Annotated in this window: 15 protein-coding genes; 10 read left to right on the top strand and 5 right to left on the bottom strand. The window is 70.2% G+C overall.

The annotated features are described in order from the left end of the window. From PYR91_RS35645 to PYR91_RS35620, 6 genes are all read left to right on the top strand, one after another. The coding region (locus PYR91_RS35645) for an RICIN domain-containing protein (protein WP_279787322.1) at positions 1-470 on the top strand (470 nt) is incomplete at its 5' end. Positions 471-1,334: 864 nt separating this feature from the next. Continuing rightward, positions 1,335-2,711 carry a PHB depolymerase family esterase gene (locus PYR91_RS35640; RefSeq protein WP_279787321.1) on the top strand — a complete coding sequence of 459 codons (1,377 nt, stop codon included), beginning with the start codon at positions 1,335-1,337 and terminating at the stop codon, positions 2,709-2,711. Positions 2,712-2,812: 101 nt separating this feature from the next. After that, positions 2,813-4,339 (top strand): lectin, encoded by a 1,527-nt coding sequence (locus tag PYR91_RS35635; protein WP_279787319.1) that lies wholly within the window; start codon positions 2,813-2,815, stop codon positions 4,337-4,339. Between the two features lie 458 nt (positions 4,340-4,797). After that, positions 4,798-6,573: a ricin-type beta-trefoil lectin domain protein gene (locus tag PYR91_RS35630; protein ID WP_279787317.1), complete on the top strand. Its 1,776-nt coding sequence runs from the start codon at positions 4,798-4,800 to the stop codon at positions 6,571-6,573. Between the two features lie 116 nt (positions 6,574-6,689). Next, the gene (locus PYR91_RS35625) at positions 6,690-8,144 is read left to right on the top strand and encodes an arabinofuranosidase catalytic domain-containing protein (protein ID WP_279787315.1); all 1,455 of its coding nucleotides are present in this window, start codon (positions 6,690-6,692) and stop codon (positions 8,142-8,144) included. Positions 8,145-8,182: 38 nt separating this feature from the next. Then, positions 8,183-9,637, top strand: a complete 1,455-nt coding sequence (locus tag PYR91_RS35620; protein ID WP_279787313.1) for an arabinofuranosidase catalytic domain-containing protein — start codon at positions 8,183-8,185, stop codon at positions 9,635-9,637. A gap of 155 nt (positions 9,638-9,792) precedes the next feature. On the opposite strand, the gene PYR91_RS35615 is transcribed toward PYR91_RS35620, so the two are convergent. From PYR91_RS35615 to PYR91_RS35600, 4 genes are read right to left on the bottom strand one after another with little or no spacing between them, the layout of a single operon-like run. Next, positions 9,793-11,517 (bottom strand): trehalase family glycosidase, encoded by a 1,725-nt coding sequence (locus PYR91_RS35615; protein WP_279787311.1) that lies wholly within the window; start codon positions 11,515-11,517, stop codon positions 9,793-9,795. Positions 11,518-11,552: 35 nt separating this feature from the next. Then, entirely contained in the window at positions 11,553-12,371 is an 819-nt protein-coding gene (locus tag PYR91_RS35610; protein ID WP_279787309.1) for a carbohydrate ABC transporter permease, read from the bottom strand. Further along, positions 12,368-13,333: a sugar ABC transporter permease gene (locus PYR91_RS35605; RefSeq protein WP_279787308.1), complete on the bottom strand. Its 966-nt coding sequence runs from the start codon at positions 13,331-13,333 to the stop codon at positions 12,368-12,370. The genes PYR91_RS35610 and PYR91_RS35605 overlap by 4 nt, the downstream gene beginning before the upstream one ends. A gap of 19 nt (positions 13,334-13,352) precedes the next feature. Then, positions 13,353-14,615: an extracellular solute-binding protein gene (locus tag PYR91_RS35600; protein WP_279787306.1), complete on the bottom strand. Its 1,263-nt coding sequence runs from the start codon at positions 14,613-14,615 to the stop codon at positions 13,353-13,355. A gap of 193 nt (positions 14,616-14,808) precedes the next feature. Between PYR91_RS35600 and PYR91_RS35595 the strand changes: the two genes are divergently transcribed. Beyond that, on the top strand, positions 14,809-15,834 hold the full coding sequence (locus PYR91_RS35595) for a LacI family DNA-binding transcriptional regulator (RefSeq protein WP_279787303.1): 1,026 nt from the start codon (positions 14,809-14,811) through the stop codon (positions 15,832-15,834). Between the two features lie 7 nt (positions 15,835-15,841). On the opposite strand, the gene PYR91_RS35590 is transcribed toward PYR91_RS35595, so the two are convergent. Continuing rightward, positions 15,842-17,419, bottom strand: a complete 1,578-nt coding sequence (locus tag PYR91_RS35590) for a ricin-type beta-trefoil lectin domain protein (protein ID WP_279787301.1) — start codon at positions 17,417-17,419, stop codon at positions 15,842-15,844. 705 nt (positions 17,420-18,124) lie between these two features. On the opposite strand from PYR91_RS35590, the gene PYR91_RS35585 reads away from it, so the two are divergent. The 3 genes from PYR91_RS35585 (at position 18,125) to PYR91_RS35575 (ending at position 23,975) form a co-directional block, all read left to right on the top strand. Beyond that, a complete protein-coding gene (locus PYR91_RS35585; protein ID WP_279787299.1) occupies positions 18,125-19,780 on the top strand; it encodes a lectin in 1,656 nt (551 codons plus the stop codon). Between the two features lie 109 nt (positions 19,781-19,889). Then, complete coding sequence (locus PYR91_RS35580; RefSeq protein WP_279787297.1) at positions 19,890-21,170, top strand: lectin; 1,281 nt, start codon at positions 19,890-19,892, stop codon at positions 21,168-21,170. Positions 21,171-21,572: 402 nt separating this feature from the next. Next, on the top strand, positions 21,573-23,975 hold the full coding sequence (locus PYR91_RS35575; RefSeq protein WP_279787295.1) for a ricin-type beta-trefoil lectin domain protein: 2,403 nt from the start codon (positions 21,573-21,575) through the stop codon (positions 23,973-23,975). Positions 23,976-24,040: the final 65 nt, after the last annotated feature.

Genomic DNA, 24,040 nt, shown 5'->3' with positions numbered 1-24,040 from the left:
TGAACGCCCTCAACGCCGCCACCCCCAGCCCGAGCCCCACGGCGACCCCGACGGTCACCCCCACCGTGACGCCCACCACGACGCCCACGCCGGGCACCTCGTTCCGGCTGCGCAACGAGGGGGCCGGCCGGTGCGTGGACTCGCCGAACAGCGCGACCGCCAACGGCACGCAGCTGCAGGTCTATGACTGCCACACCAACGCGAACCAGCAGTTCGGCTACAGCTCGGGCAGGCAGCTGCAGATCCTCGGCAAGTGCCTGGACTCCCCGACCAACGCCGGCTCCGGCACCCGGGTCCAACTCTACGACTGCCACGGCAACAACAACCAGCAGTGGGCCTTCAACTCCAACGGCACCGTCACCAGCGCCGCCAACAACCTGTGCCTCAACGCCACCGGCACCGGCAACAGCTCCGGCGTGACCATCGCCAGCTGCAACGGGTCGGCCAACCAGAGGTGGACCAGGTCGTAATCGCAGACCGCCCGTCGTCGACCCGCCGGGCCCAGGCCACCACGCCTGGGCCCGGCGGTCTTCGTATGGGCCGCGATCGTGGGCACGTCGTCCCGGGCGACCCGGCCGAGGCCGGGTCGCCCGGACGGCTGTCGCCCGTGAGCCGCCGGCCGCGTCCAGGCACCGGCCCGGACCCGCGCCCCGGATCGCACCCGCCCCCGAAGGAGAGGGGGACGGAGGGGATCCGGGCCGACGGCGTCGAGCCCGTCGAGGATCGCGGTAGGGCGGTCGCTTGTCGAAGCCGGCGGCGAACAGCACGGGTGGACGACTCGGTGAGAGATCGGGGATCCGACGCCGGGTCGCGGCGACAGGACGCACGACGACGGCGTGACAGAGCACGGCCTCCACCACCGGATCCCAGGAGACCGCTCGGGACTCAGTGTGGAATATGTCTGAAACATGTCAAGCGGTGCCGCGTGACTGATCACGGCGCGAGCTTGGAAGCGAGACCAGGGCGCCGGTCCGGCTCCCGTCGCGGCCCGCATCCGGGGAAGCGGCCACCAACTGCGAGTACCCGCCCGCGAGTGAAATTTTCAGCTCGGCACATCTTCGGCGAGGGGCGTGTGCGCGGATGGAAACAGTGGTCGAGACCGGAACGACGGGGTGGGTCGCCGGGCCGATGAGAAGGCTTAGGTCTTGACAGGGTTCGCCACGTCGTATTAGCTCCGCCGCACCACCACCCATGACCATCCCACGACAGGACCTCAGCTCCCCACCACCGTTGTTAGCGCTAACAGCACGTGTCCATGGCCGGTCGCTCGGCGTGGTCGTGGTCCCCACCGCGACCGAGCCGTCATGGAAATCTCGATGACGAAAGGACACGGCGTGAAACTGACGATCAGAGCCGTGCTGGCGACCGCCGCCTCGATTCTGGTGGCCGCGAGCATGCTGTCGGCGATCCGGCCCGCCGCGGCGGCGTCGCTGACACGGGTGACGAGCTTCGGGAACAACCCCACGAACCTGAACATGTACTGGTACGTCCCCGACAACGTCGCGGCACGCCCGGCGCTGCTGGTGATGGTCCACTTCTGCACCGGCACCGCCGGCGGCGTCTTCACCGGCGTCGGCCGCGACTACGTCACCGCCGCCGACCGCTACGGCTACATCATCGTGGTTCCCGAGGCCACCCGTGAGGGGCGCTGCTTCGACGTGTCCACCCCCGCCGCGCTCAGGCGCGACGGCGGCGGCGACTCCACCGGGATCATGTCCATGGTCGCCTACGCCCGGCAGCGCCACGACGTCGACCCGGCCCGCGTCGTGGTGAGCGGTTTCTCCTCCGGTGGCATGATGACCAACGTCCTGGCCGCCCAGTATCCGGACGTGTTCTCCGCCGCCGCGTCGTTCTCCGGCATCCCCGCCGGGTGCTTCGCCACCACCAACGGATCCCTGTGGAACAGCCAGTGCTCCGGCGGGAACCTCATCAAGACCCCCCGGCAGTGGGGCGACCAGGCCCGCGCCATGTACCCCGGCTACACCGGCCGCTATCCCCGCATGCAGGTCTGGCACGGCACCACCGACACCACCCTCGCCTACCCCAACTTCGGCGAGCAGATCAAACAGTGGACCGATCTCAACCAGGTGAGCCAGACCCCGGTCTTCACCGACAGCCCCCGATCCGGCCTCACCCGCACCCGCTACGGCGGCACCGGGAACCAGCCCCCCGTCGAGGGACTCAGCTTCGCCGGCTACGGCCACTCCCTCCCCCTGGACGGCATGTTCCCCCACGCCCTCACCTTCCTCGGCCTGGACGGCACCGCGTCACCGACCCCGACCGTCACCCCCACCCCGGCCCCCACGCCCACCCCGACCTCGTCGGGCCCGGGCGCGATCCGCAGTGCGGGTTCGGGCCGGTGCCTGGATGTCAACGGCGCCTCTCAGGCCAACGGCGCGCAGGCGCAGATCTGGGACTGCAACGGCCGGGCCAACCAGCGGTGGACCCCGACCAGCGCGGGTGAGCTGCGGGTGTACGGCGGCAAGTGCCTGGACGTGTCCGCCCTCGGCACCGCGGACGGCACCGCGGTGCAGATCTGGGACTGCACCGGGGCGAGCAACCAGAAGTGGCGGTTCAACTCCGACGGCACCGTAACCGCCGTCGGCGCGAACAAGTGCCTGGACGTCCCCGGCAACGCCACCGCCAACGGCACCAGACTCGTCATCTGGTCGTGCAACGGCGGCGCCAACCAACGCTGGACCCGCACCTGACCCACCACCACCACGCCGAGACCGGTGTTCCGGCGACCCACGGCCAGGCCGTGCGATCCCCGGGCGCTCCTCAGCGCTCCTTTCCCCCCAGGGAGTAGAAAATGCAGATCTCATCCGCTCCATCATCGGGCCGCGGACGGCACCCGCGAACGGCCGTCGCCGCAGCGGTGACCGCGGTGCTCGCGACGCTGCTCGCCGGCATGCTCACCTGGGCGGTGCCGGCCTCGGCCGTGGCGGCGCCGCTGGTCGGCGCCGCCTCCCAGCGCTGTCTGGACGTGCGGGGCAACGTCGACACTCCGGGCACCGCCCTGAACATCTGGGACTGCACCGGCCAGGCCAACCAGGCGTTCGAGTTCACCTCCGCGGGCGAACTGCGGACGTGGAACGGCACGCGGTGCGTGGACGCGTACGGCAACCAGACCACGCCGGGCACGCAGGTGATCATCTGGTCCTGCAACGGGCAGGCCAACCAGAAGTGGCGGCAGAACGCCGACGGTTCCATCACCGGCACCCAGTCAGGCCTGTGCCTGGACGTGAACCAGGCGGGCACCGCCAACGGCACCGCGGTCATCCTGTGGAACTGCAACGGCCAGAGCAACCAGAGGTGGAGCGTCACCGGCGGCGGCACCCCGACCCCGACCCCGACGCCCACCTACCCGGACGGCGCCCGCCCCTGCGACATCTACGCCTCGGGTGGCACGCCGTGTATCGCGGCGCACAGCACGACCCGGGCGCTGTTCAGCGCGTACAGCGGGAACCTGTACCAGGTCAGGCGCTCGTCCGACAACACCACCCGGAACATCGGCGTCCTGAGCACGGGCGGCACCTCCAACGCCGCGACCCAGGACTCGTTCTGCAGCGGCACCTCGTGTGTCATCACCGTCGTCTACGACCAGTCGGGGCGCGGGAACGACCTGTGGTACCAGGGGTCGAGCGTGGTTCCCGGGTCCCCGCAGAGCAGGCCCGCGACCGCCACCACCGAGTCGCTGGCCGTGGGCGGCAACAAGGCCTACTCGCTGTACATCAACCCGGGCAACAGCTACTGGCGGGACGGTCACCTGACCGGCGTCCCGACCGGCGCCGCGCCCGAGGGCATGTACATGGTGACCAGCGGCACGCACGTCAACAGCGGCTGCTGCTTCGACTACGGCAACAGCGAGACGACCAGGAAGGCCGACGCCGCCGGCGCCATGGACGCGATCAACTTCAGCAGGCAGTGCTGGTTCGGCGGGTGCTCCGGAACCGGTCCCTGGGTCCAGGCGGACCTGGAGTGGGGGCTGTTCCCGGGAGGCAGCCAGTCGTGGAACCCGAACCAGAGGGCCTTCACCAGCAAGTTCGTCACGGCCACGCTGAAGAACAACGGCACCAGCCGGTTCGCGATCAAGGGCAGCAACGCGCAGTCCGGGAGCCTGTACACCCTCTGGGACGGCGCGCTGCCCCCCGGATACAGCCCCATGAAGAAGCAGGGGGCGATCATCCTGGGCAGTGGCGGCGACTGCTGCAAGCCCGACGGCGGCGCCAACCTCAGCGCGGGGACCTTCTACGAGGGCGCCATGGTCGCGGGTTACCCGTCCGACGCGACCGAGAACGCGGTACAGGCGAACATCGTCGGCGCTGGCTACCGCTGAGCACGACGTCGTTTCCGCCGGATCGGTGATCCGCCTCGAGAGCGAACGCCGGCCGCCCCTCCCCCAGAGGGCCGGGTGGCCGGCGTCCGGTCGTGCGCGACCTCGGCGCGGCTTCCGAACCGATTCGAGTAACCGCCGCCCCGCAATCGGACCGGCGGGGCCGCACCGCTGTTCGGCCTCCCATCAGGGCATCTAACATGTCCTTTACTCCGACAAAACCTGCCATTGACACCCCTCGAACGCCAGTCTTAAGCTTCGAGCGAATCGGTTCGACAATGGGTACTCCGATAGACCGCCGATCCGCCCGGGCGAGCTTTTCACCCGCGTGCACGGCACCCGGACCAGGTCGCGAGGACTCCGCGACGAGCCTGGGCGAGGTCGCCCGCCGGGCCGAGGTACGGCGCGGCGCATCGCCTGTGATTCACACGCCCCCCGCCCTCCCGTCCAAGGAGTCACGAGTGGACATCACCTCCGGCCCGCGGCGCGGAACCCGTCGCCGGCTCGCCGCACTCCTCGTCGCCGGCGCGCTCGCCGTCGCCTCAGTCGTGACGGCCGCCTCGCCCGCCGGCGCGGCCGACCAGTCCATCGCCGTCGACTTCTCCGTCGCGGGCGGCTCGCCCAGCTACCGCGCCTCGGGATGGATCTACGGCATGACCGAGAACGCGTCCGCGCCCGCGGACCAGTGGTTCCGGGACGTGAAGTTCCGGTACATGCGCGCCGGAGGCGCCCAGCTCGACAGTCCGGGCGGCTGGGTCTCGGGCAAGTACGACCGCCGGTGGAACGCGACCCGGGCCCAGCTGCTGCGCACCAGGGCGCTGGGCGGCGAGTTCATCCTGCTCGTCCACGACCTGTGGGGCGCCGACGGCTACCCGATCTCACGCTTCCCCGGCGACAACGGCAACTGGACCGACTACGACAACTTCCTCACCCGCCTGATCAGCGACGTGCGGGCGACCGGCGTCCCGGTGCAGTGGGACCTGTGGAACGAACCCAACATCACACTGTTCTGGAACCGCCCCCAGTCCCAGTACCTCGAACTGTGGCGGCGCACCTTCCAGCGCGTCCGGGCCGCCTTCCCCGAACAGCTGATCGTCGGCCCGAGCTGCGCCTGCGTGCCGTCCACCACGCACGCGTTCTGGAACCAGTACCTGGACTACGTCAAGGCCAACAACGTCGTGCCCGACATCATCAGCTGGCACTCCCTTCCGGGCGACCCGGTGGCCAACGTGGCGGCGGCCGACACCACGCTCAACTCCCGGGCCATCGCGCATCCGCGTCCGTACCAGATCAACGAGTACGGGGCGTCCAACGAGCAGAACCCGGCGGACGGCGCCTGGTACATCGCCCGGCTGGAGAGGGCCGGCGCCGACGGCCTGCGCGCCAACTGGGCGGGCGGCGGCAACCTGCACAACGATCTCGGCAACCTGCTCGTGCGCAACTCCTCCGGCCAGCACCAGCCGAAGGGCGAATGGTGGGCCTACCGCTTCTACGGCTCGCAGACCGGCCAGATCGTGTCCGTCACCCCCAGCGCCAACTACGACGCGTTCGCCACCAAGGCGGCCGGGACCGCCAAGATCCTGGTCGGCGGCGGCACCACGACCGGCAACGTCGCCGTCAACCTGCGGCGCCTGGACACCACGAGCGGCATCGTCGAGAACAACCAGGTGCGGGTCGTCGCCGAGCGCATCCCCTACAACGGCGGCGGCGCCGTCACCGGACCGGTCACCGTCCAGAACTCCGTGGTGACCCTGTCCGGCAACGGCACGACGGTCAACCTGCCGCACACCGCCGTCGACGACACCTACACCATCACGCTGCTGCCCCCCTCCTCCGACCCCGGCGGCGGGTCGACGTCGGTGCTGCGCAACGTCAACGCCGGCCGGTGCCTGGACGTCCCGAACTCGACCACCACCAACGGCACCCAGCTGCAGCTGTGGGACTGCGGAACCGGCGCCAACCAGCGGTTCACCCAGACCGCCGGCAAGCAGCTGCAGGTGTACGGCAACAAGTGCCTGGACGCCTCCGGGCAGGGCACCGCCAACGGCACCCAGGTGATCATCTGGGACTGCAACGGCCAGACCAACCAGCAGTGGAACGTCAACGGCGACGGCACCGTCACCGGCGTGCAGTCCGGCCTGTGCCTGGAGGCGAGCAACTTCGGGACCGGGAACGGGACCAAGGCGCAGCTGTGGGCCTGCACCGGCACGAGCAGCCAGAGATGGACCCGGAGCTGACCCGGCGACCATCGACGACCGGCGGGGCCGGCACGGAGTCCGGCCCCCGGACAGGCGACGGCCCGAATCCGCGAGACGACCCCGCACAACCGGAGATAGGCCGAACAGGAGACGTCATGCCCCTCAGACATGCGAGAAGGGCGCTCGCGGCGGTCGCGAGCGCGTTGGTCACCGCCGCCTGCCTGACGGCCGGCGGCACGGCCCAGGCGGCCGCGGCGTCCGGGCCGTGCGACATCTACGCCGCGGGCGGTACGCCGTGCGTGGCGGCGCACAGCACCACCCGGGCGTTGTACGGCGCCTACAACGGGCCGCTGTACCAGGTCAGACGCGCCTCGGACAACACCACCCGCGACGTCGGCGTCCAGGCCGCCGGCGGAGTCGTCGACGCGGCGACCCAGGACACGTTCTGCGCCGGCACGACCTGCCTCATCACCATCCTCTACGACCAGTCCGGCCGGAACAACCGCCTCACCCAGGCGCCCCCCGGCTACTGGCCCGGCCCTCTGCCCGGCGGATGGGACAACCTCGCCGACGCGAAGGCGGCGCCGATCACCGTCGGCGGCCAGAAGGCGTACGGCGTCCGCATCGAACCCGGCACGGGCTACCGCAACAACAACACCAACGGCGTGGCGACCGGCGACCAGCCCGAGGGCATCTACGCCGTCGTCGACGGCACGCACTACAACCAGTGGTGCTGCTTCGACTACGGCAACGCGCAGACCGACGGCCAGGCCGACGCCCCCGCCATCATGGAGACCGTCTACTTCGGCGCCAACAAACAGTGGGGCTACGGGGCCGGGGCCGGCCCCTGGATCATGGCCGACCTGGAGTGGGGACTGTTCTCCGGGGTGAACGCGGGCTACAACAACCTCGCGCCGATCAACCACCGCTTCGTCACGGCCATCGTCAAGGGTGAGCCGAACCACTGGGCGATCCGTGGCGGCAACGCGCAGTCGGGCGGCCTGACGACCTACTTCGACGGACGGCGCCCCAACGGGTACCACCCGATGAAGAAGGAGGGCGCCATCCTGCTCGGCATCGGCGGCGACAACAGCGTCTCCGGTCGCGGCACGTTCTTCGAGGGCGTGTTGACCTCGGGTTACCCGACCGCGGAGACCGAGAACGCCGTACAGGCCAACATCACCGCCGCCGGCTACGCGCCCGCGGCCGGCAACCCCCAGCAGGGCGTCCAGATCGTGGGCGGCCAGTCCGGCCGATGCGTCGACGTGCCCAACTCCAGCACCGCCAACGGCACCCAGGCGCAGATCTGGGACTGCGGCAGCGCCACCAACCAGCGCTTCACCCACACCACCGGCAGGCAACTGCAGGTCTACGGCAACAAGTGCCTGGACGCCTACGCACAGGGCACCGCCAACGGCACCCAGGTGGTCATCTGGGACTGCAACAGCGGCACCAACCAGCAGTGGAACGTCAACACCAACGGCACCATCACCGGCGTGCAGTCCGGCAAGTGCCTCGACGCCAACGCCGCCGGCACCGCCAACGGCACGAAGCTCATCCTCTGGACCTGCAACGGCCAGGCCAACCAGCGATGGGCCCTGCGCAGCTGACCACCCCGCCGACCGCCATCCGGAAGGATTCGATGAATGTGAAGCTGAGCCGTCTCATCGCCACCGCAGGCATCTCGTTGCTCCTCGTAGCCGCCGGCGGTCACGAGGTCTTGGACGCGCCGCCGGCCCAGGCCGCCACCACCGGCCCATGTGACATCTACGCCACGGGCGGCACGCCGTGCGTGGCGGCGCACAGCACCACCCGGGCGCTGTACGGCGCCTACAACGGCCCGCTGTACCAGGTCCAACGCTCGTCGGACAACGCCACCCAGGATATCGGTGTGCTGGGCGCGGGCGGTGTCGCCAACGCCGCCGCGCAGGACTCGTTCTGCGCCAACACGAACTGCGTCATCAGCATCATCTACGACCAGTCCGGCCGGAACAACCGCCTCACCCGGGCGCTCGGCGGCGGCGTGCCCGGCCCACGTCCCGACGGATCGGACAACCTCGCCGACGCGAAGGCGGCCCCGATCACGATCGGTGGCCAGCGGGCGTACGGCGTCTACATCGCTCCCGGCACCGGCTACCGCAACAACAACACCAACGGCATCGCTACCGGCGACCAGCCCGAGGGCATCTACGCCGTCCTCGACGGCACGCACTACAACGGGGGGTGCTGCTTCGACTACGGCAACGCGCAGACGAACGCCCTCGCCGACGATATCGGCATCATGGAGACCATCTACTTCGGCAACAACAAAGTGTGGGGCTACGGGGATGGCAACGGTCCCTGGATCATGATGGACATGGAGTGGGGACTGTTCTCGGGGGTGAACCCGCGATACAACCCCATGCCGCCGATCAACCACCGCTTCGTGACCGCCATCGTCAACGGCGAGCCGAACCACTGGGCGATCCGGGGCGGCAACGCCCAATCAGGCGGCCTGACCAACTACTTCGACGGGCGACGCCCCAACGGCTACCACCCGATGAAGAAGGAAGGCGCCATCCTGCTCGGCATCGGCGGCGACAACAGCAACACCGCCCGCGGCACCTTCTACGAGGGCGTGCTGACCTCCGGCTATCCCACGGCCGAGACCGAGAACGCCGTACAGGCCAACATCACCGCCGCCGCCTACGCCCCGTCGGGCGGTGGCAACCCGCAGGGCGTCCAGATCGTGGGCGGCCAGTCCAGCCGATGCGTCGACGTGCCCAACTCCAGCACCGCCAACGGCACCCAGGCGCAGATCTGGGACTGCGGCAGCGCCACCAACCAGCGCTTCACCCACACCACCGGCAAGCAGCTGCAGGTCTACGGCAACAAGTGCCTGGACGCCTACGCACAGGGCACCGCCAACGGCACCCAGGTCGTCATCTGGGACTGCAACAACGGCACCAACCAGCAATGGAACGTCAACACCAACGGCACCATCACCGGCGTGCAGTCCGGCAAGTGCCTCGACGCCAACGCCGCCGGCACCGCCAACGGCACGAAGCTCATCCTCTGGACCTGCAACGGCCAGGCCAACCAGCGATGGAGTCTGCGCGGCTGACCCGGGGGCGTCCGCGAGCTCGGTGCGGGCCCCGGCCCGCGCCGGCTCCGACGCGGTGACGGCCGTCAGAAGGCCCGGCTGCGAGATCCCTCTCGCCGCCGGGCCCGTCGTCGTGCACGCCATCGGCCCGGCCATGGCCGAGCCCGCCTCCGCGCTCAGGGGGAGAGCGCCGTCACCCTGCCTTCGCGGCGCTCGTGGGCGGCGGCGAAGATGAGGTACGCGCTGGCCGTCCAGGTGTAGGCCCGGTCGCGCAGGCCGGCGCCGCTTCGGGCGTCGAAGTTCTCCGCGAATCCCGACTTCTCGCACAGGGCGCGGAAGCGGGTGCTGATCTCGTCGGCCAGCTCCGTGTAGCCGGCGCGGCGAAGGCCGTCCTCGATCAGGACGGTGGAGGGCGCCCAGATGGGCCCGCGCCAGTACCCGTCGTCGCGGTAGTGCGGCGACGTGGGCAGCTCCGTGGCGAGCCCGAACGCCGTCAGGTGCCTCTCGACGCCGCGGGCCAGCGACGCCCGGACGGCTTCGGGCAGCTCCTCCCCCAGCACGATCGGCATCAGATCGAGCAGGCTGGAGCTGGACCAGGTGCGTCCCGTGTGGGCGCCCCGGGCGACGAACCGCTCACCGGTCCACAGCTCGGCGAGCAGCGCGTCGAGCATGCGGTCGCCGGCCCGCGTCCAGTGAGCCGCGTCCGCGGACCGCCCCAGCTCGCCGGCGAGACCGGCGAGCCGGCGCATCTGGAGGATGAGGAAGGCGGCCAGGTCGGCGGTCTCGACGACGCGCTCGGGATCGAAGGTGGTGGCGTTGTCCCAGCCGCTGTCGTTGCCGTGCTGGTAGTGGGCCAGCTCGTGGCCGGGCACGCGCCGGTGGCTCAGCCAGAAGGTCGTCCACCGCTCCAGCAGGCCGTAGACCTCGGCCGGCTCGTGTTCGCGCGACGGGTCCAGGTGCCCCAGGGCCCAGCCGTGGATCGGCGGCTTGACGAAGTTGTACAGGATCTCCGAGTGCGTGATGGAGTCGGGCAGCGCGCCGGCGGCGTCCTGGTGGTCGAACACCAGCCGGTACTGGTCCCACGCCAGGGCCGGCAGCCCGTCGGCGAGGGCGATGGCGTTGAAGCAGTGGTCCCAGCTCCACACCTTGTCCATCCAGTGCTTCGACATCAGCACCGCGGGGCGGGTGACGAACCCGGCGGGCCGGACCGTGGCCGACCAGAGCACGTAGGCGGCCAGCTCGGCGGCGGGCGTGCGGTCGCCGCGCCAGGGCGCCACCGCGTCGCGGAACGTCTCGAACTCCGAACGGGCGGCGGCGACCACGTGCTCGAAGCCGTTCCCGCCCCGGTAGGGGGCGCGGGCGGTCTCGTACTCCTCGACGGCGATCTCCCACCCCTCGCCGCCGGGCAGCACGATGCCGCGCTCGGCCGTGCCGAGCGCCTCCGTGCCGAGCTGCTCGGCGACCCGCCCCGCGACCAGCGTGACCCGGTAGCGGCGTCCCGTCTGGTACACGGTGAAGACCCACGCGCCGTCGCGGGGGTCCTGGTAGAAGTACGGGCCGCCGAACGGCGTCAGCACCGCGTCGGCCGCCAGCAGGCGCAGGCCGAGGCCCTGACCGCGCACGCGTACGGTGTCCGGGTCCTCGTACGCGAGTTCGATCCGGCCGGCGTCGCAGCTCCAGGTGAGCCGGTGCGGGGCGGCGTCGACCGCCGTCTCGGCGCGGGCGTCCCCCACGGTGGGGATCAGCCGCAGGATCGGATGCATCCCGGTCTGGTGCGAGACCAGGTGGACGTCCTCCATGTAGGTCTTCTCCGCGACCACCGGGGAGAAGTCGAACCAGGATCCGCGGTAGCTGAACGGGATCTCCTGCAAGACGAAAACCGGGCCTGCGGCGGCGGTCATGAAGAAAGAGTCCCTTCTGTCGGGCGGCGGACCGCTCAGTTCTTCACCGCTCCGGCGGTGACACCGGCGGCGACGTAACGCTGGGCGATGACGAGCAGGATCGCGGTGGGGATCGAGGCGACCACGGCGGTGGCCATGACGGCGTTCCACTGCTGGTTGTTGTTGCCGATGTAGTGGTAGATGCCCAGAGTGATCGGCCGGAGACCGCCTCCGCCGTCGAGCGTGCTGGCGAAGACGAAGTCCGACCAGGCCCACAGGAACGCGAACAGCGACACCGTGATGATGGAGTTCCGGCTGACCGGCACGACGATCGACCAGAAGGTGCGCAGCGTTCCGGCGCCGTCCACCCGGGCGGCCTGTGTCAGCTCGTCGGGGATCGCGGACATGAAGGCGGTGAGGACCAGCACCGCGAACGGCACCGCGAGCGTGGAGTCGGCAACGATCAGCCCGGGAACCGTGTTGAGCATGCCGAGGTTGAGGTAGACGGCGTAGAAGCCCATCGCCATGATGATCGCGGGGATCATCTGCGCGATCAGCAGGACGAAGCCCAGCGCCCCGCCGCCGCGCGGTCGCAGCTTCGCCAGCGAGTACGCCGCGGGCGCCGCGACCAGCAGGGTCAGGGCCACCGTTCCGAGGCCCACGACCACGCTGACGCCCAGGTAGGGCGACTGCTGGTCGATAACCGCCCGGTATCCCTCCAGGGTGCCGTTCAGGGGGAACAGGGAGGGAGGGCTCCTGCGCATGTCCTGGTCGCGGGTGAAGGACACGTTGACCATCCAGTAGACCGGGAACAGCATCACGCCGGTGAGCGCCAGCCCGATCACGGTCCTCCACCAGCCGCGCGCGGCTCTCATGAGAAGATCTGCCTTCGCTGCGCGCGGATGTAGACCAGCCCGAAGACCAGGGCCATCACGATCAGCAGGTTGCCCACCGCCGCGCCGGGCCCGAACTCCGGCACGAGGTTGCCGAAGCCCAGCCGGTACGACCAGGTGGCGAACGTGGTGGACGAACCGCTGGGGCCGCCCCTCGTCATGATCCAGATGATGTCGAACACCTTCAGCGTGTAGACCAGGCCGAGCAGCAGCGTGACCGCCGACACCGGGCGGAGCAGCGGGAAGGTCACCCGCCAGAACCGCTGCCAGCCGGTGGCGCCGTCCAGTGCCGCCGCCTCGTGGATGACCGGGTCGATGGCCTGGAGACCGGAGTAGAGCACCACCAGGTTGAACGGGACGCCGATCCAGACGTTGGCGATGATCACCGACCACAGCGACCAGTCCGGGGAGGTCAGCCAGTGGACGGGGCCGGCGCCGAACAGGGCGAGGAAGGCGTTGACGACGCCGGAGTCGCTGTTGAGCATCCACGACCAGGTGGAGGACGACACGATCAGCGGGAGCAGCCACGGCACGAGGAACAGCGCTCGCAGCGTGGCCGACAGCCGGAAGTTCTTGACGAAGAACAGGGCCAGGGCGAGCCCGATGGTGAACTGGAAGGTCAGGGACACCAGGGTGAACACCAGCGTGTGCCACAGCGCGGGCCCGAACGCAGGGTCGCCGAGGACCTCGGCGTAGTTGGCGAACCCGATGAAGGGCGCGTCCCCCTGGACGAAGGAGCGCACCGTGTAGTCGCGCAGGCTCAGCTCGAGGTTGCGGTACAGCGGGTAGGCGTAGAACAACAGCAGGTACCCGGTGACCGGGGCGAGGAAGGCCCATGCCGCCCACTGGGCCGACCGGGGCCGCCGTACGGCCCGGCGGCCCCCCGCCGCCGCCGGGACGGGTCCGGCGGCGGGAGGGGCCTGCGCCTGTGTGACTCGGTTCATTCCCTTGTCGTCCGCGTGCCTACTGTGTTGCGTTCGCCGCGGCGGTCTGCGCGTCGGTCATCGCCTGCCGCGGGCTCGCCGATCCGCTCAGCGCCGCCTGTACCGCGGCCCACATCGGCTCGGAGATCTTCGGGTACTTGGTGCCGAGGTCGTCGCTGGTGCGGCCCTTGGCGGCCTTCACCGCCTCCACCCACACCTTCAGGTCTGGGTTCGCGGCCACCTGCTCGGACCGCACCCGCTCGGTGGGCGCGACGTACGACAGGGTGGTCGTCGTGGTGAGCGAGTTGCCGGTGTCGGTCAGGCAGGCGACCAGCTTCTGCGAGGTCGCGTAGCGAGCGGTGTCCTTCTGCACGGGAATGCCGACGAACTCGCCGCCCGTCGGCGCCGGCGCCGTTCCGCCGTCCTTGCCGGGGATCGGGATGACGCCGTAGTCGAACCCGGCCTTCTCGGCGTTGGCGAGCTGCCAGGTGCCGTTCTCGGCGAAGGCGAAGTCGCCGGTCGCGAACTCCTGCCAGCTCGTCGTCTGGGTGTTGTTGATGACCGAGTTGGGGGCGTACCCCGCCTTCAGCCAGTCGGTCCACAGCGTCACCGCCGCGACCCCCTCGGGAGAGTCGAGCTTGGTGAGCTGGGCGCCCGCGCCCCAGAACCAGGGCAGGAACTGGAAGCTGCCCTCCTCGGTGCCGATCGCGGAGAAGGTGATGCCCTTCTTCCCGGCCGCCTTCACCTTCTTCAGCGCCTCGGTCAACGACGCCCAGTCCTTGACCGACGCGACGTCCACACCGGCCTTCCCGAGCACCTCCTCGTTGTAGTAGAGGGCCAGGGTGTTGGCGCCGATCGGGACGCCGTACGCGTCGTCCCCGCTCTGCCCGGCGGCCAGCAGGTTCGGCGCGATGGCCGAGGTGTCGAGCTTGTTCTCCCGCGTCGTCGTCAGGACTCCCGCCTCCGCCAGGGTGGACACCACGGGATTGTCGACGATGAGCACGTCGGGCGCGTTGCCCTGCTGCGCCGCCAGCAGCGCCTTGTTCGTCAGGTCGCTGGTGTCGTACGCGGTGCGCTCGACCGTGACGCCCGCCCGGGCGCCGCACGCCTTGAGCAGCCCGGCCCACGCGGAGTCGCCGTCGTACTGCGGGTAGGGGTCCCAGATGGTGTGGGTCCCGCCGCCAGCGGCTTGGCTCGTGCCGGTCGGCGCCCCGCCGGATGAGCACGCGGCCAGACAGCCCAGGGCGGTCAGTGCCGCCAGTCCCAGGCCGGCAGCACGCCGGTTCCTTGCCGCTGATCCCATGTTCGTGACCTCCGCTGCGCCTGAAGAGGCTGCTTCTCCCCCCGATATCGAATCGGTTCGACTGAAGATAGGCCCGCTCCCACCGCTAGTCAATGGGGCTCGGAGCCACCACCTTGGAGCCGCCACCGGTTCCGGCGCGCGAACGATTCGTCCTACGATGGCGCTGTCGGCAGGACCGGATGAGGAGCGCCAGGTGAACATCGGGGAGATCGCCCGGCGGTCGGGCGTGTCGCGCAGCACGGTTTCCTATGCCCTCAGCGGCAAGCGCCGGGTGTCGAAGGTGACCCAGCAGCGCATCCAGGCGGTAATCGACGAACTGGGGTACCGCCCCAACGCCACCGCGAGGGCACTCAAGGAGGGCAGGACCCGCACCATCGGCCTGGTGATCCCACCGGCCGGCCGGCGCCTGACCGACATGCAGCTCGGCTTCGTGGCCAGCGTCGTCGACGCCGCCGGCCGCGCCGACCTGGACGTCCTGCTGTCGCCGTCAGGCGGCGAGCACGACCGCTCGTTCGAGCGCATGGTCGGCGGGAAGCGCGTGGACGGCGTCGTCCTGATGGAGATCCGGCTGGAGGACGACCGCGTCACCCGCCTGCGGCAGACCGGGCTTCCGTTCGTCGGCATCGGCCGCACCCATCTGCCGGAGGAGATGTCCTGGGTGGACGTCGACTACGAGACGCTGATCTCCAAGTGCGTGCACCACCTGGCCGATCTCGGTCACCGCCGCATCGCCCTGGTCAATCGCTCCGCCGAGCTGGTGGCCGCGGGGTACGGCCCCGGCCACCGGGCCCAGAGCGGGTTCGCGCGCGCCGTCGCGGAGCGCGGGCTCGACAGCGTGCAGAGCTGCTGCGCCGACGACGCCCAGTCCGGGGCGGCCTGCGTCGAGGCGCTGCTCGGGCAGCACCCCGGGCTGACCGCCATCGCCACGATCAACGAGGCGGCCATGCCCGGGATGTACCGCGCGCTCGAGCAGGCGGGGCTGGCCGTGCCCCGGGACTTCTCGGTCACCGGCGTCGCCGCCCAGCACTGGGCCGAGAACCTGCACCCGCCGCTCACCGCGGCCGACGTGCCGGCCGACGAGCTCGGCGCCCGCGCCGTCGAGCTGCTCATCCAGCGCATCGCCGATCCCGCCACCCCGCACCTCAGCCTCCTCCTCACCCCGGCCATCTCGCTGCGCGGGACGACCGGGCCCGCGCGTCCCCGCGAGCCCGGCCGCTGAGCGAAGGTCAGGTGCGGGTCCAGCGCTGGTTGGCGCCGCCGTTGCACGACCAGATGACGAGTCTGGTGCCGTTGGCGGTGGCGTTGTTCGGCACGTCCAGGCACTTGTTCGCGCCGACGGCGGTGATGGTGCCGTCGGAGTTGAACCGCCATCGCTGGTTGGCCTGGCCGTTGCAGTCCCAGATGATCACCGAGGTGTTGTCCGCGGTGCCCTGGTTGTAGACGTCCAGGCACTTGCCGCCGTACACCCGCAGCTCGCCCGAGCCGGTCGCGGTCCACTGCTGGCCGGTCTGGCCGTTGCAGTCCCCGATCTGCGCCTGCGCGCCGTTGGCCTGCGAGCCGCCGGCGACCTCCAGGCACTTGCCCGAACCCACGCCCCGGATCGTGTTCGCCGGCACGGGGGCGCCTCCCCCGCTGACGATGTACATGGCGGCCCCGTGCCCGGGCACCGACGCGCTGATCGTCCCCGATGAGGAGCCGGTCGTGTGGGCCCACAGGTCGCGCACGGAGTAGGAGGTCGCGGAGCCGAGCCCGAGGGCGGAGGCGGTGGTGGACACCGTCGCCGTGCCGGTGCCCCGGTTGAGCAGCACCACCGCGACCGACCCGTCGGCCATGGGCTTGCGCCAGACCTCGAGGTTCCCGTTGTCGCTGATCTTGTGGCCCTGCTTGCCGCCCCAGTCCTGGTTGACCGCGATGACCTCGGTGTTGGTGAGGGTCGCGCGAGTCTCGGCGCTCATCGAGCGGATGTCGTTGCCCGCGATGAGCGGGGCGTTCAGCAGCGACCACAGGCTGAAGTGCGCCCGGCCCTCGGTCACCGTCAGCGAGCCGACGCCCACCTCCAGCATGTCGGGGTCGTTCCAGCCTCCCGGCCCGGAGTAGGCCTCAAGCCCGACCTGGCTGTCCAGGATGCCCATGATGGAGCCCCAGTTGGACGCGATGTCACCCGTGGTACGCCACGAGTTGCCCACCGGCATCCCCCACGTCCACACGTTCTCCTGGCCCCAGTTGCACAGGCTGAACAGGATCGGACGACCGGTCGCGGCGAGCGCGTCCCGCATGGCGGTGTACCGCTGCTGCCCGTTCCTGCCCTGGTGGTCGCCACAGTTGTCGTACTTGAGGTAGTCGATGCCCCAGGACGCCCACAGGGCCGCGTCCCGCCGCTCGTACCCCAGGCTCGCCGGGTACCCCGCGCACGTCTTCGTGCCCGCCGAGGAGTAGATGCCGAGCTTCAGCCCTTTGGAGTGGACGTAGTCGGCGAGGCTCTTCATCCCGCTGGGGAACTTCTGCGGATCCGCGACCAGGTCGCCGGCGGAGTTGCGGCTCATGGTGGACCAGCAGTCGTCGATGTTGACGTAGTTGTAGCCCGCCGCCGCCATGCCGCTGGACACCATGATGTCCGCGGTCTGCCGGATGAGGCTCTCGTTGATGTTGCAGAAGAAGGTGTTCCAGTCGTTCCAGCCCATCTGGGGGGTACGGGCCAGGCCGTTCTCCAGGGCGGCGGCCGGTGAGGTCGTCGCTCCGCCGACCGTGACCAGAGACCCGGCCGCCAGCGTCACCGCCAGCGCCCATCGAAGGATCTTCCTCATTCGACTCCTCTCACGTCGGGGAAGCGGAACCGCGGCAGGACACGCGCCTCGTCTTGGGCACGCCGCCATCACGGTACGGGGGGTCCGACCGTCACTCGCTGTGCGACGCCATGGCAGAGCGAAATTCTTGTTAGCGCTAACACTCGGTCACGCGAACGGCTGCTCCTCTCCTCGCAGGGAGGTGGTGGTGCGCGAAGCGAATACGACACGGCCGTCACCGTCAAGGATCCGCCCCACCGCTCCCCGGCCCGCGCGCCGCCGGCGTGCCTCTCATCTGCTGGGATGAGTACAGACTCGCACCATCGCTGACCGGGCCGGTGATGAAACGTTCATGACCGCCGACGATCTCCCGGGGCACGCGATCCGCCTCCCGGGGCTCGTCACCCCCGTCACTCACGCCTGCGTGCCTCGGCGCCTCGATCGAACCTTCCGTACAGCAGCCTTGACATGTTTCGTACTGATTTCCACACTGAGTCCCCAAGCGGCCTCCTGCCGGGTTCGGTGGTGAACGACAGGAGCCGTTACGCAGCCGGTCGCCGCCTGTCGTGCACGGCCTGGACTGGTTCGCGCCGTCGGTCCGCGGAGCGTTTCCTCGCGTCCCCCCCCAATCGATCCAGCAGCGGAGGCTCAGGCATGGGCACCTACCCCCCACCCGCCGGCGGAGCCCGGCGATCGCTCCGGCGCGGGCGACCGCTGGTGTTCACCGTGCAGCTGTTGATCCTGACGCTGGCGGCGGCATGGGCGCTCACGGACGGCGCGGCGGCCGGGGGAAGGGCGGCCGCCCCGGCCGCCGTGGCCGCCGCGGTGACGACGCCGCCGATGGGCTGGGCGTCCTGGAACACCTTCGCCGCGAGGATCGACTACAACGTGATCAAGGCCCAGGCGGACGCGATGGTGTCCTCGGGGATGAAGGACGCCGGGTACGAGTACGTCAACATCGACGAGGGATGGTGGCAGGGGACGCGCGACGCCGCGGGCAACATCACCGTCGACACGGCGGAGTGGCCGGGCGGGATGAAGGCGATCGCCGACTACATCCACAGCAAGGGCCTGAAGGCCGGCATCTACACCGACGCCGGCCGTGACGGGTGCGGGTACTACTACCCGACGGGGCGCCCGGCGGCGCCGGGCTCGGGGAGCGAGGGGCACTACGACCAGGACTTCCTGCAGTTCTCCCGATGGGGCTTCGACTTCGTCAAGGTGGACTGGTGCGGCGGGCAGGCCGAGGGCCTGGACTCGCGCAGCACCTATCAGGCGATCAGCGACGCGATCGGGCGGGCCACCGCGCAGACCGGGCGGCCGATGGTCCTGTCGATCTGCAACTGGGGCAACCAGAGCCCGTGGAACTGGGCGCCGGGCATGTCCACGATGTGGCGGACCAGCGGTGACATCATCTACTGGGGACAGACCCCGTCGATGGACCGGGTGCTGGCCAACTTCGACTCCGCCCAGCACCCGAGCGCCCAAAGCCCCGGGCACTACAACGACCCCGACATGCTCATCGTCGGGATGCCGGGTTTCTCGGCGGCGCAGAACCGCACGCACATGGGCCTGTGGGCGATCTCCGGGGCCCCGTTGCTGGCGGGCAACGATCTCACCGAGATGAGCGCGGAGACCAGGGCGATCCTGACCAACCGTGAGGTGCTGGCCGTCGACCAGGACGCGCTCGGACGCCAGGGCGTGAAGGTCGCGGAGGACCAGACCGGACGCCAGGTGTACAGCAAGGTCCTGTCGGGCGCCAACCGCCGCGCGGTGCTCCTGCTCAACCGCACCACCTCGCCCGCCTCCATCACCGCCCGCTGGTCGGACCTCGGCCTGGGCGGCGCGGGCACGGTGCGGAACCTGTGGACCGGCGCCGACGTCGGCACCTACACCGGCGGCTACACCGCCACCGTGCCGGCCCGCGAGGCGGTGCTGCTCACCGTCGACGCCGGCGCGGTCACTCCCTCCCCGACGCCGACGCCCACGGCCACGGCCACGGGCGCGATCCGGGGCGCGGGCTCGGGCAGGTGCCTGGACGTGGCCGGCGGCTCGCAGGCCAACGGCGCGCAGGCGCAGATCTGGGACTGCAACGGCCAGGTCAACCAGCGGTGGACCCCGACCGGCGCGGGTGAGCTGCGCGTGTACGGCGGCAAGTGCCTGGACGTCTACAACCAGGGCACCGCGGACAACACCTCGGTGGTCGTCTGGGACTGCAACGGCCAGGCCAACCAGCGATGGCGGTTCAACTCCGACGGCACCATCACCGCCGTCGGCTCCGGCAAGTGCCTGGACGTCCCCGGCAACGCCACCGCCAACGGCACGAAACTCGTCATCTGGTCCTGCAACGGCGGCACCAACCAGCGCTGGACCCGCACCTGAGTCCCACACTCGATCGGCAAAAGGGAGTTGCGTGATGTTAGGCCCTAGATCCGCCTTCGGAGCGATCGTGGTCGCGGCACTTCTCGTCGTGGCCACGGGTCATGCGGCAATGAGTACCAGCCTCGGCCGGAGCACGTCGGCCTCGAGTGCCACGGCCCTGGCGCCGACCGCCGGATGCGGCAAGACGCCGACGCTCAGGAGCGGCTCGCAGTCGATCCAGAGCGGCGGCAAGACCCGCACGTTCATCCTGCGGATCCCCGACAACTACAACAACACCAACCCCTACCGGCTGATCTTCGGCTTCCACTGGCGGGGCGGCACCGCGAACGACGTCGACTCCGGCGGAACCAGCGGATACCCCTGGTCGTACTACGGACTCCGGTCACTGTCGAACAACACCGCGATCTTCGTCGCGCCCCAGGGCATCGGCAACGGCTGGGCCAACTCCGGCGGCGAGGACCTGCGGCTCGTCGACGACCTGATGCGGCTCATCGAAGCCGACCTGTGCGTCGACACCACCCAGCGCTTCGCGACGGGCTTCAGCTACGGCGGCGGCATGAGCTACGCCATCGCGTGCGCCCGGGCGACGTCGTTCCGCGCGGTCGCCGTCTTCGCCGGCGCGCAGCTCAGCGGCTGCGAGGGCGGTAACGAGCCCATCGCCTACATGGGACTGCACGGCATCACCGACAACGTCCTCAACATCTCGCAGGGACGGGCGCTGCGGGACAGGTTCGTCCGCAACAACGGCTGCACCGCCCAGAACCCGCCCGAGCCGGGCTCCGGCAGCCGGACGCACATCACCACCACGTACTCGGGGTGCCGGGCCGGATACCCGGTCGTCTGGGCCGCGTTCGACAACGGTCACATGCCCGGCCCGGTGGACGGGACCTACGCGGAGAGCGGCATCACGACCTGGACCAAGGGAGAGGTGTGGAGGTTCTTCTCCCAGTTCCAGAGCGGCGGCCCCGATCCCACGCCGACCGCCTCGCCCACGCCGTCATCCCCGGGCACCGCGCTGCGGGGTACGGGGTCGGGCAGGTGCCTGGACATCCCCGGCAGCTCGCAGGCCAACGGAACCCAGCTGCAGATCTGGGACTGCCACGGCGGCGCCAACCAGCAGTGGTCGCTCACCGGCGCGAGTGAGCTGCGGGCCTCGGGCGGCAAGTGCCTGGACGTGAACGGCGCGGGCACCGCCGACGGCACGGCCGTCATCCTCTGGGACTGCAACGGGCAGAACAACCAGAAGTGGCGTCTCAACTCCGACGGCACCGTCACCGCGGTCGGTTCCGGCAAGTGCCTGGACGTCTTCGGGGCGGGCACCGCCAACGGCACCAGGGTCCAGATCTGGGCCTGCAACGGCGGAGCGAACCAGAGGTGGAGCCGTGCCTGACCCCGCGCGGTAACGCCGGCGGGACGGCTGACCGGACGAGGGCCCCCCTTCCGGGCGGGGCCCTCGTCCCCCCGCCCCGGCGCCGAGCCCGCGGCACGCCGAGCACCGACGGCGTTCACGACTTCCCTGCGGGTGCCCGCCCGGCTTCGCCGCCGGAGAACGACCTGACGACCGAATAAGCGCACGAATCACCACGATTGATGTGAGACGTCATACGAATTACGTTTCGCCGGAACGGCCTGATCCACCGGCCGTTCTCGTGACAGGGAGCAGCGAGCCTCGTCTGCCGGCCGCACCGGCCGGGGCCCGGCCCCGGCCGGCCCGGAGGCGCGACACCGCCGGGACCTCGCCCGGCGAGCGGAGCGTTCCGGCGCCACACCCCCCACCCCACCAGGAGGTTCAGTGTTCCAATCCTCGTACCGCGTGATGCGAAGGCTGGTGTCCGCCGGCGTCACCGCGCTCGGGCTGACCGCCGCGGTAGCCCTCGTCGCCCAGGTCTCTCCGGCTTCGGCGGCCACCACGACCCTCTACGCCTCCCCGGCCGGTACCGGGACCAGCTGCTCCGCCGCGCAGCCGTGCTCGCTGCCGGCCGCCCAGACCGCGGTGCGGGCGCTCACCGGCGCGATGTCCGGTGACGTGGTCGTGGAGCTGGCCGACGGGGTGTACCGGCTCTCCGCGCCGTTGCGGTTCACCGCCGCCGACTCCGGCAACAACGGCTACCAGGTGATCTGGCGGGCGGCCGCGTCGGCGCGCCCGGTGATCAGCGGCGCCAGGGCGGTGACGGGCTGGACGCTGGCCGACTCCGCGAAGAACATCTGGCGGGCCAGCGTCGGCACCGGGATCGAGGCGCGGCAGCTGTACGTCAACGGCGCCATCGCCACGCGCGCCCGCACCCAGGTGAACCGGGCCGACTTCACCGCCACCAGCACCGGCATGAGGTTCAGCAACAGCGCCCTGAGCTATCTGAACAACCTCGCCAACCAGAGCCGGGTGGAGATGGAGAGCGTCGGTTCGTTCACCGACCGCTACTCCCCGGTGCAGAGCATCGGCGGGAACCTCATCACGATGCAGCAGCCCGCGTGGAACAACAACAACTTCGGCTACGACACCTTCACCAGCCCGCACCGCGCGGGCCCGCTCTACCTGGCCAACGCCTACGAGTTCCTGGACGCGCCGGGCGAGTGGTACATCAACCCCTCGACCGGCGTGCTGTCCTACATCCCGCTCTCCGGGCAGAACATGAGCAACGTCAGCGTGGAGCTGCCGGTGCTGCAGTCGCTGGTCAACGTGGGGGGCAGCTACGACGCGCCCGCGCACCACATCACGTTCACCGGGATCACGTTCACCGGCACGAGCTGGCTGGGGCCCAGCTCCAACCAGGGTTACGTGGACCAGCAGACCGGGTCCTACATCGCCGGCAACTGGAGCTGGCCCGCCTTCACCTCCTGCCACAACGGCTGCCCGCAGTTCGAGGCCGCCCGGCCCAACTGGTACCAGATGCCCGCCGCCGTGCAGGTCTCGGCCGCCAACAACGTCACCTTCAGCGACTCCCAGTTCCTCAACCTGGGCCAGACGGCCATCGGCATCGGCAACGACGCCAACGGCCACGCCAGCGGGGTCGGCCTGGGCGCCAGCAACATCACCGTCACCCGGTCGGAGATCGCCCGCAGCTCGGCCGGCGGCATCGTGGTCGGCGGCGTGCGCGCCGACGCCCACCACCCCGGCGACCAGCGGATGGTCAACCGGAACATCACCATCAGCAACAACCGCATCCACGACCTCGGCGTGGAGTACCGGGGCATCGTCTCGGTGCTGACCACCTACGTCACCACGGCCAGCATCTCCCACAACGAGGTCTACAACCTGCCGTACACCGGCATGTCGATCGGATACGGCTGGGGCTCCAACGACGCCGGCGGCAGCAACCACTACGCGGACCGCGGCCTGTACAACTACCAGCCGCGGTACTCCACCCCCACCACCGCGTCCGGCAACCAGCTCACCGGCAACTACGTGCACGACGTCATGCAGCAGATGAACGACGGCGGATGCATCTACACCCTGTCGGCGAACCCGAGCGGCCTGATCAGCGACAACTACTGCCTGCGGACCAACGGCTACTTCGGGATCTACTTCGACGAGGGCTCGCGGTACTACACCGCGCGCAACAACGTCTTCTCCGCCATCGGCACCTGGGCCACCGCCAACTACTGGTTCGCCGAGAACATGGGGAACTTCACCGTCACCGGCAACTGGACCACCAACTCCAGCACGAACGTGACCAACGGCGACCGCGGCAACGTCGTGAACAACAACGTCACGGTCACCAACGGCAACTGGCCGTCAGGCGCCCAGGCCGTGATGGCGTCCGCCGGCCCGCAGAGCGGCTCGACGCCCTCGCCGACGCCCTCCCCCGGCACCACCAGCGCGCTGCGCGGTGTGGGGTCGGGCCGGTGCCTGGACGTCAACGGCGCCTCGCAGTCCAACGGCGCCCTGGCCCAGATCTGGGACTGCAACGGCCAGGCCAACCAGCGGTGGACCTCGACCGCCGCCGGTGAGCTGCGGGTCTACGGCAACAAGTGCCTCGACGTCAGCGGCGCCGGCACGGCCGACGGCACCGCCGTCCTCATCTGGGACTGCAACGGCCAGAACAACCAGAAATGGCGTCTCAACTCCGACGGCACCATCACCGCCATCGGCGCCAACAAGTGCCTGAACGTGACCGGCAACGGCACCGCCAACGGCACCAAGGCCCAGATCTGGACCTGCAACGGCGCCACCGGCCAGAGATGGGCCCGCGCCTGACGACCATCCCCACCCCCGTCGCCGGGGCGACCGACCGCCCCGGCGACGGAACCAGAGACGGCGCC

Source organism: Sphaerisporangium sp. TRM90804 (genome assembly GCF_029846175.1).
Taxonomy (GTDB): Bacteria; Actinomycetota; Actinomycetes; order Streptosporangiales; family Streptosporangiaceae; genus Sphaerisporangium.
The sequence above is the reverse complement of the archived record's forward strand: the minus strand, read 5'-3'. Positions and strand labels throughout refer to the sequence as shown.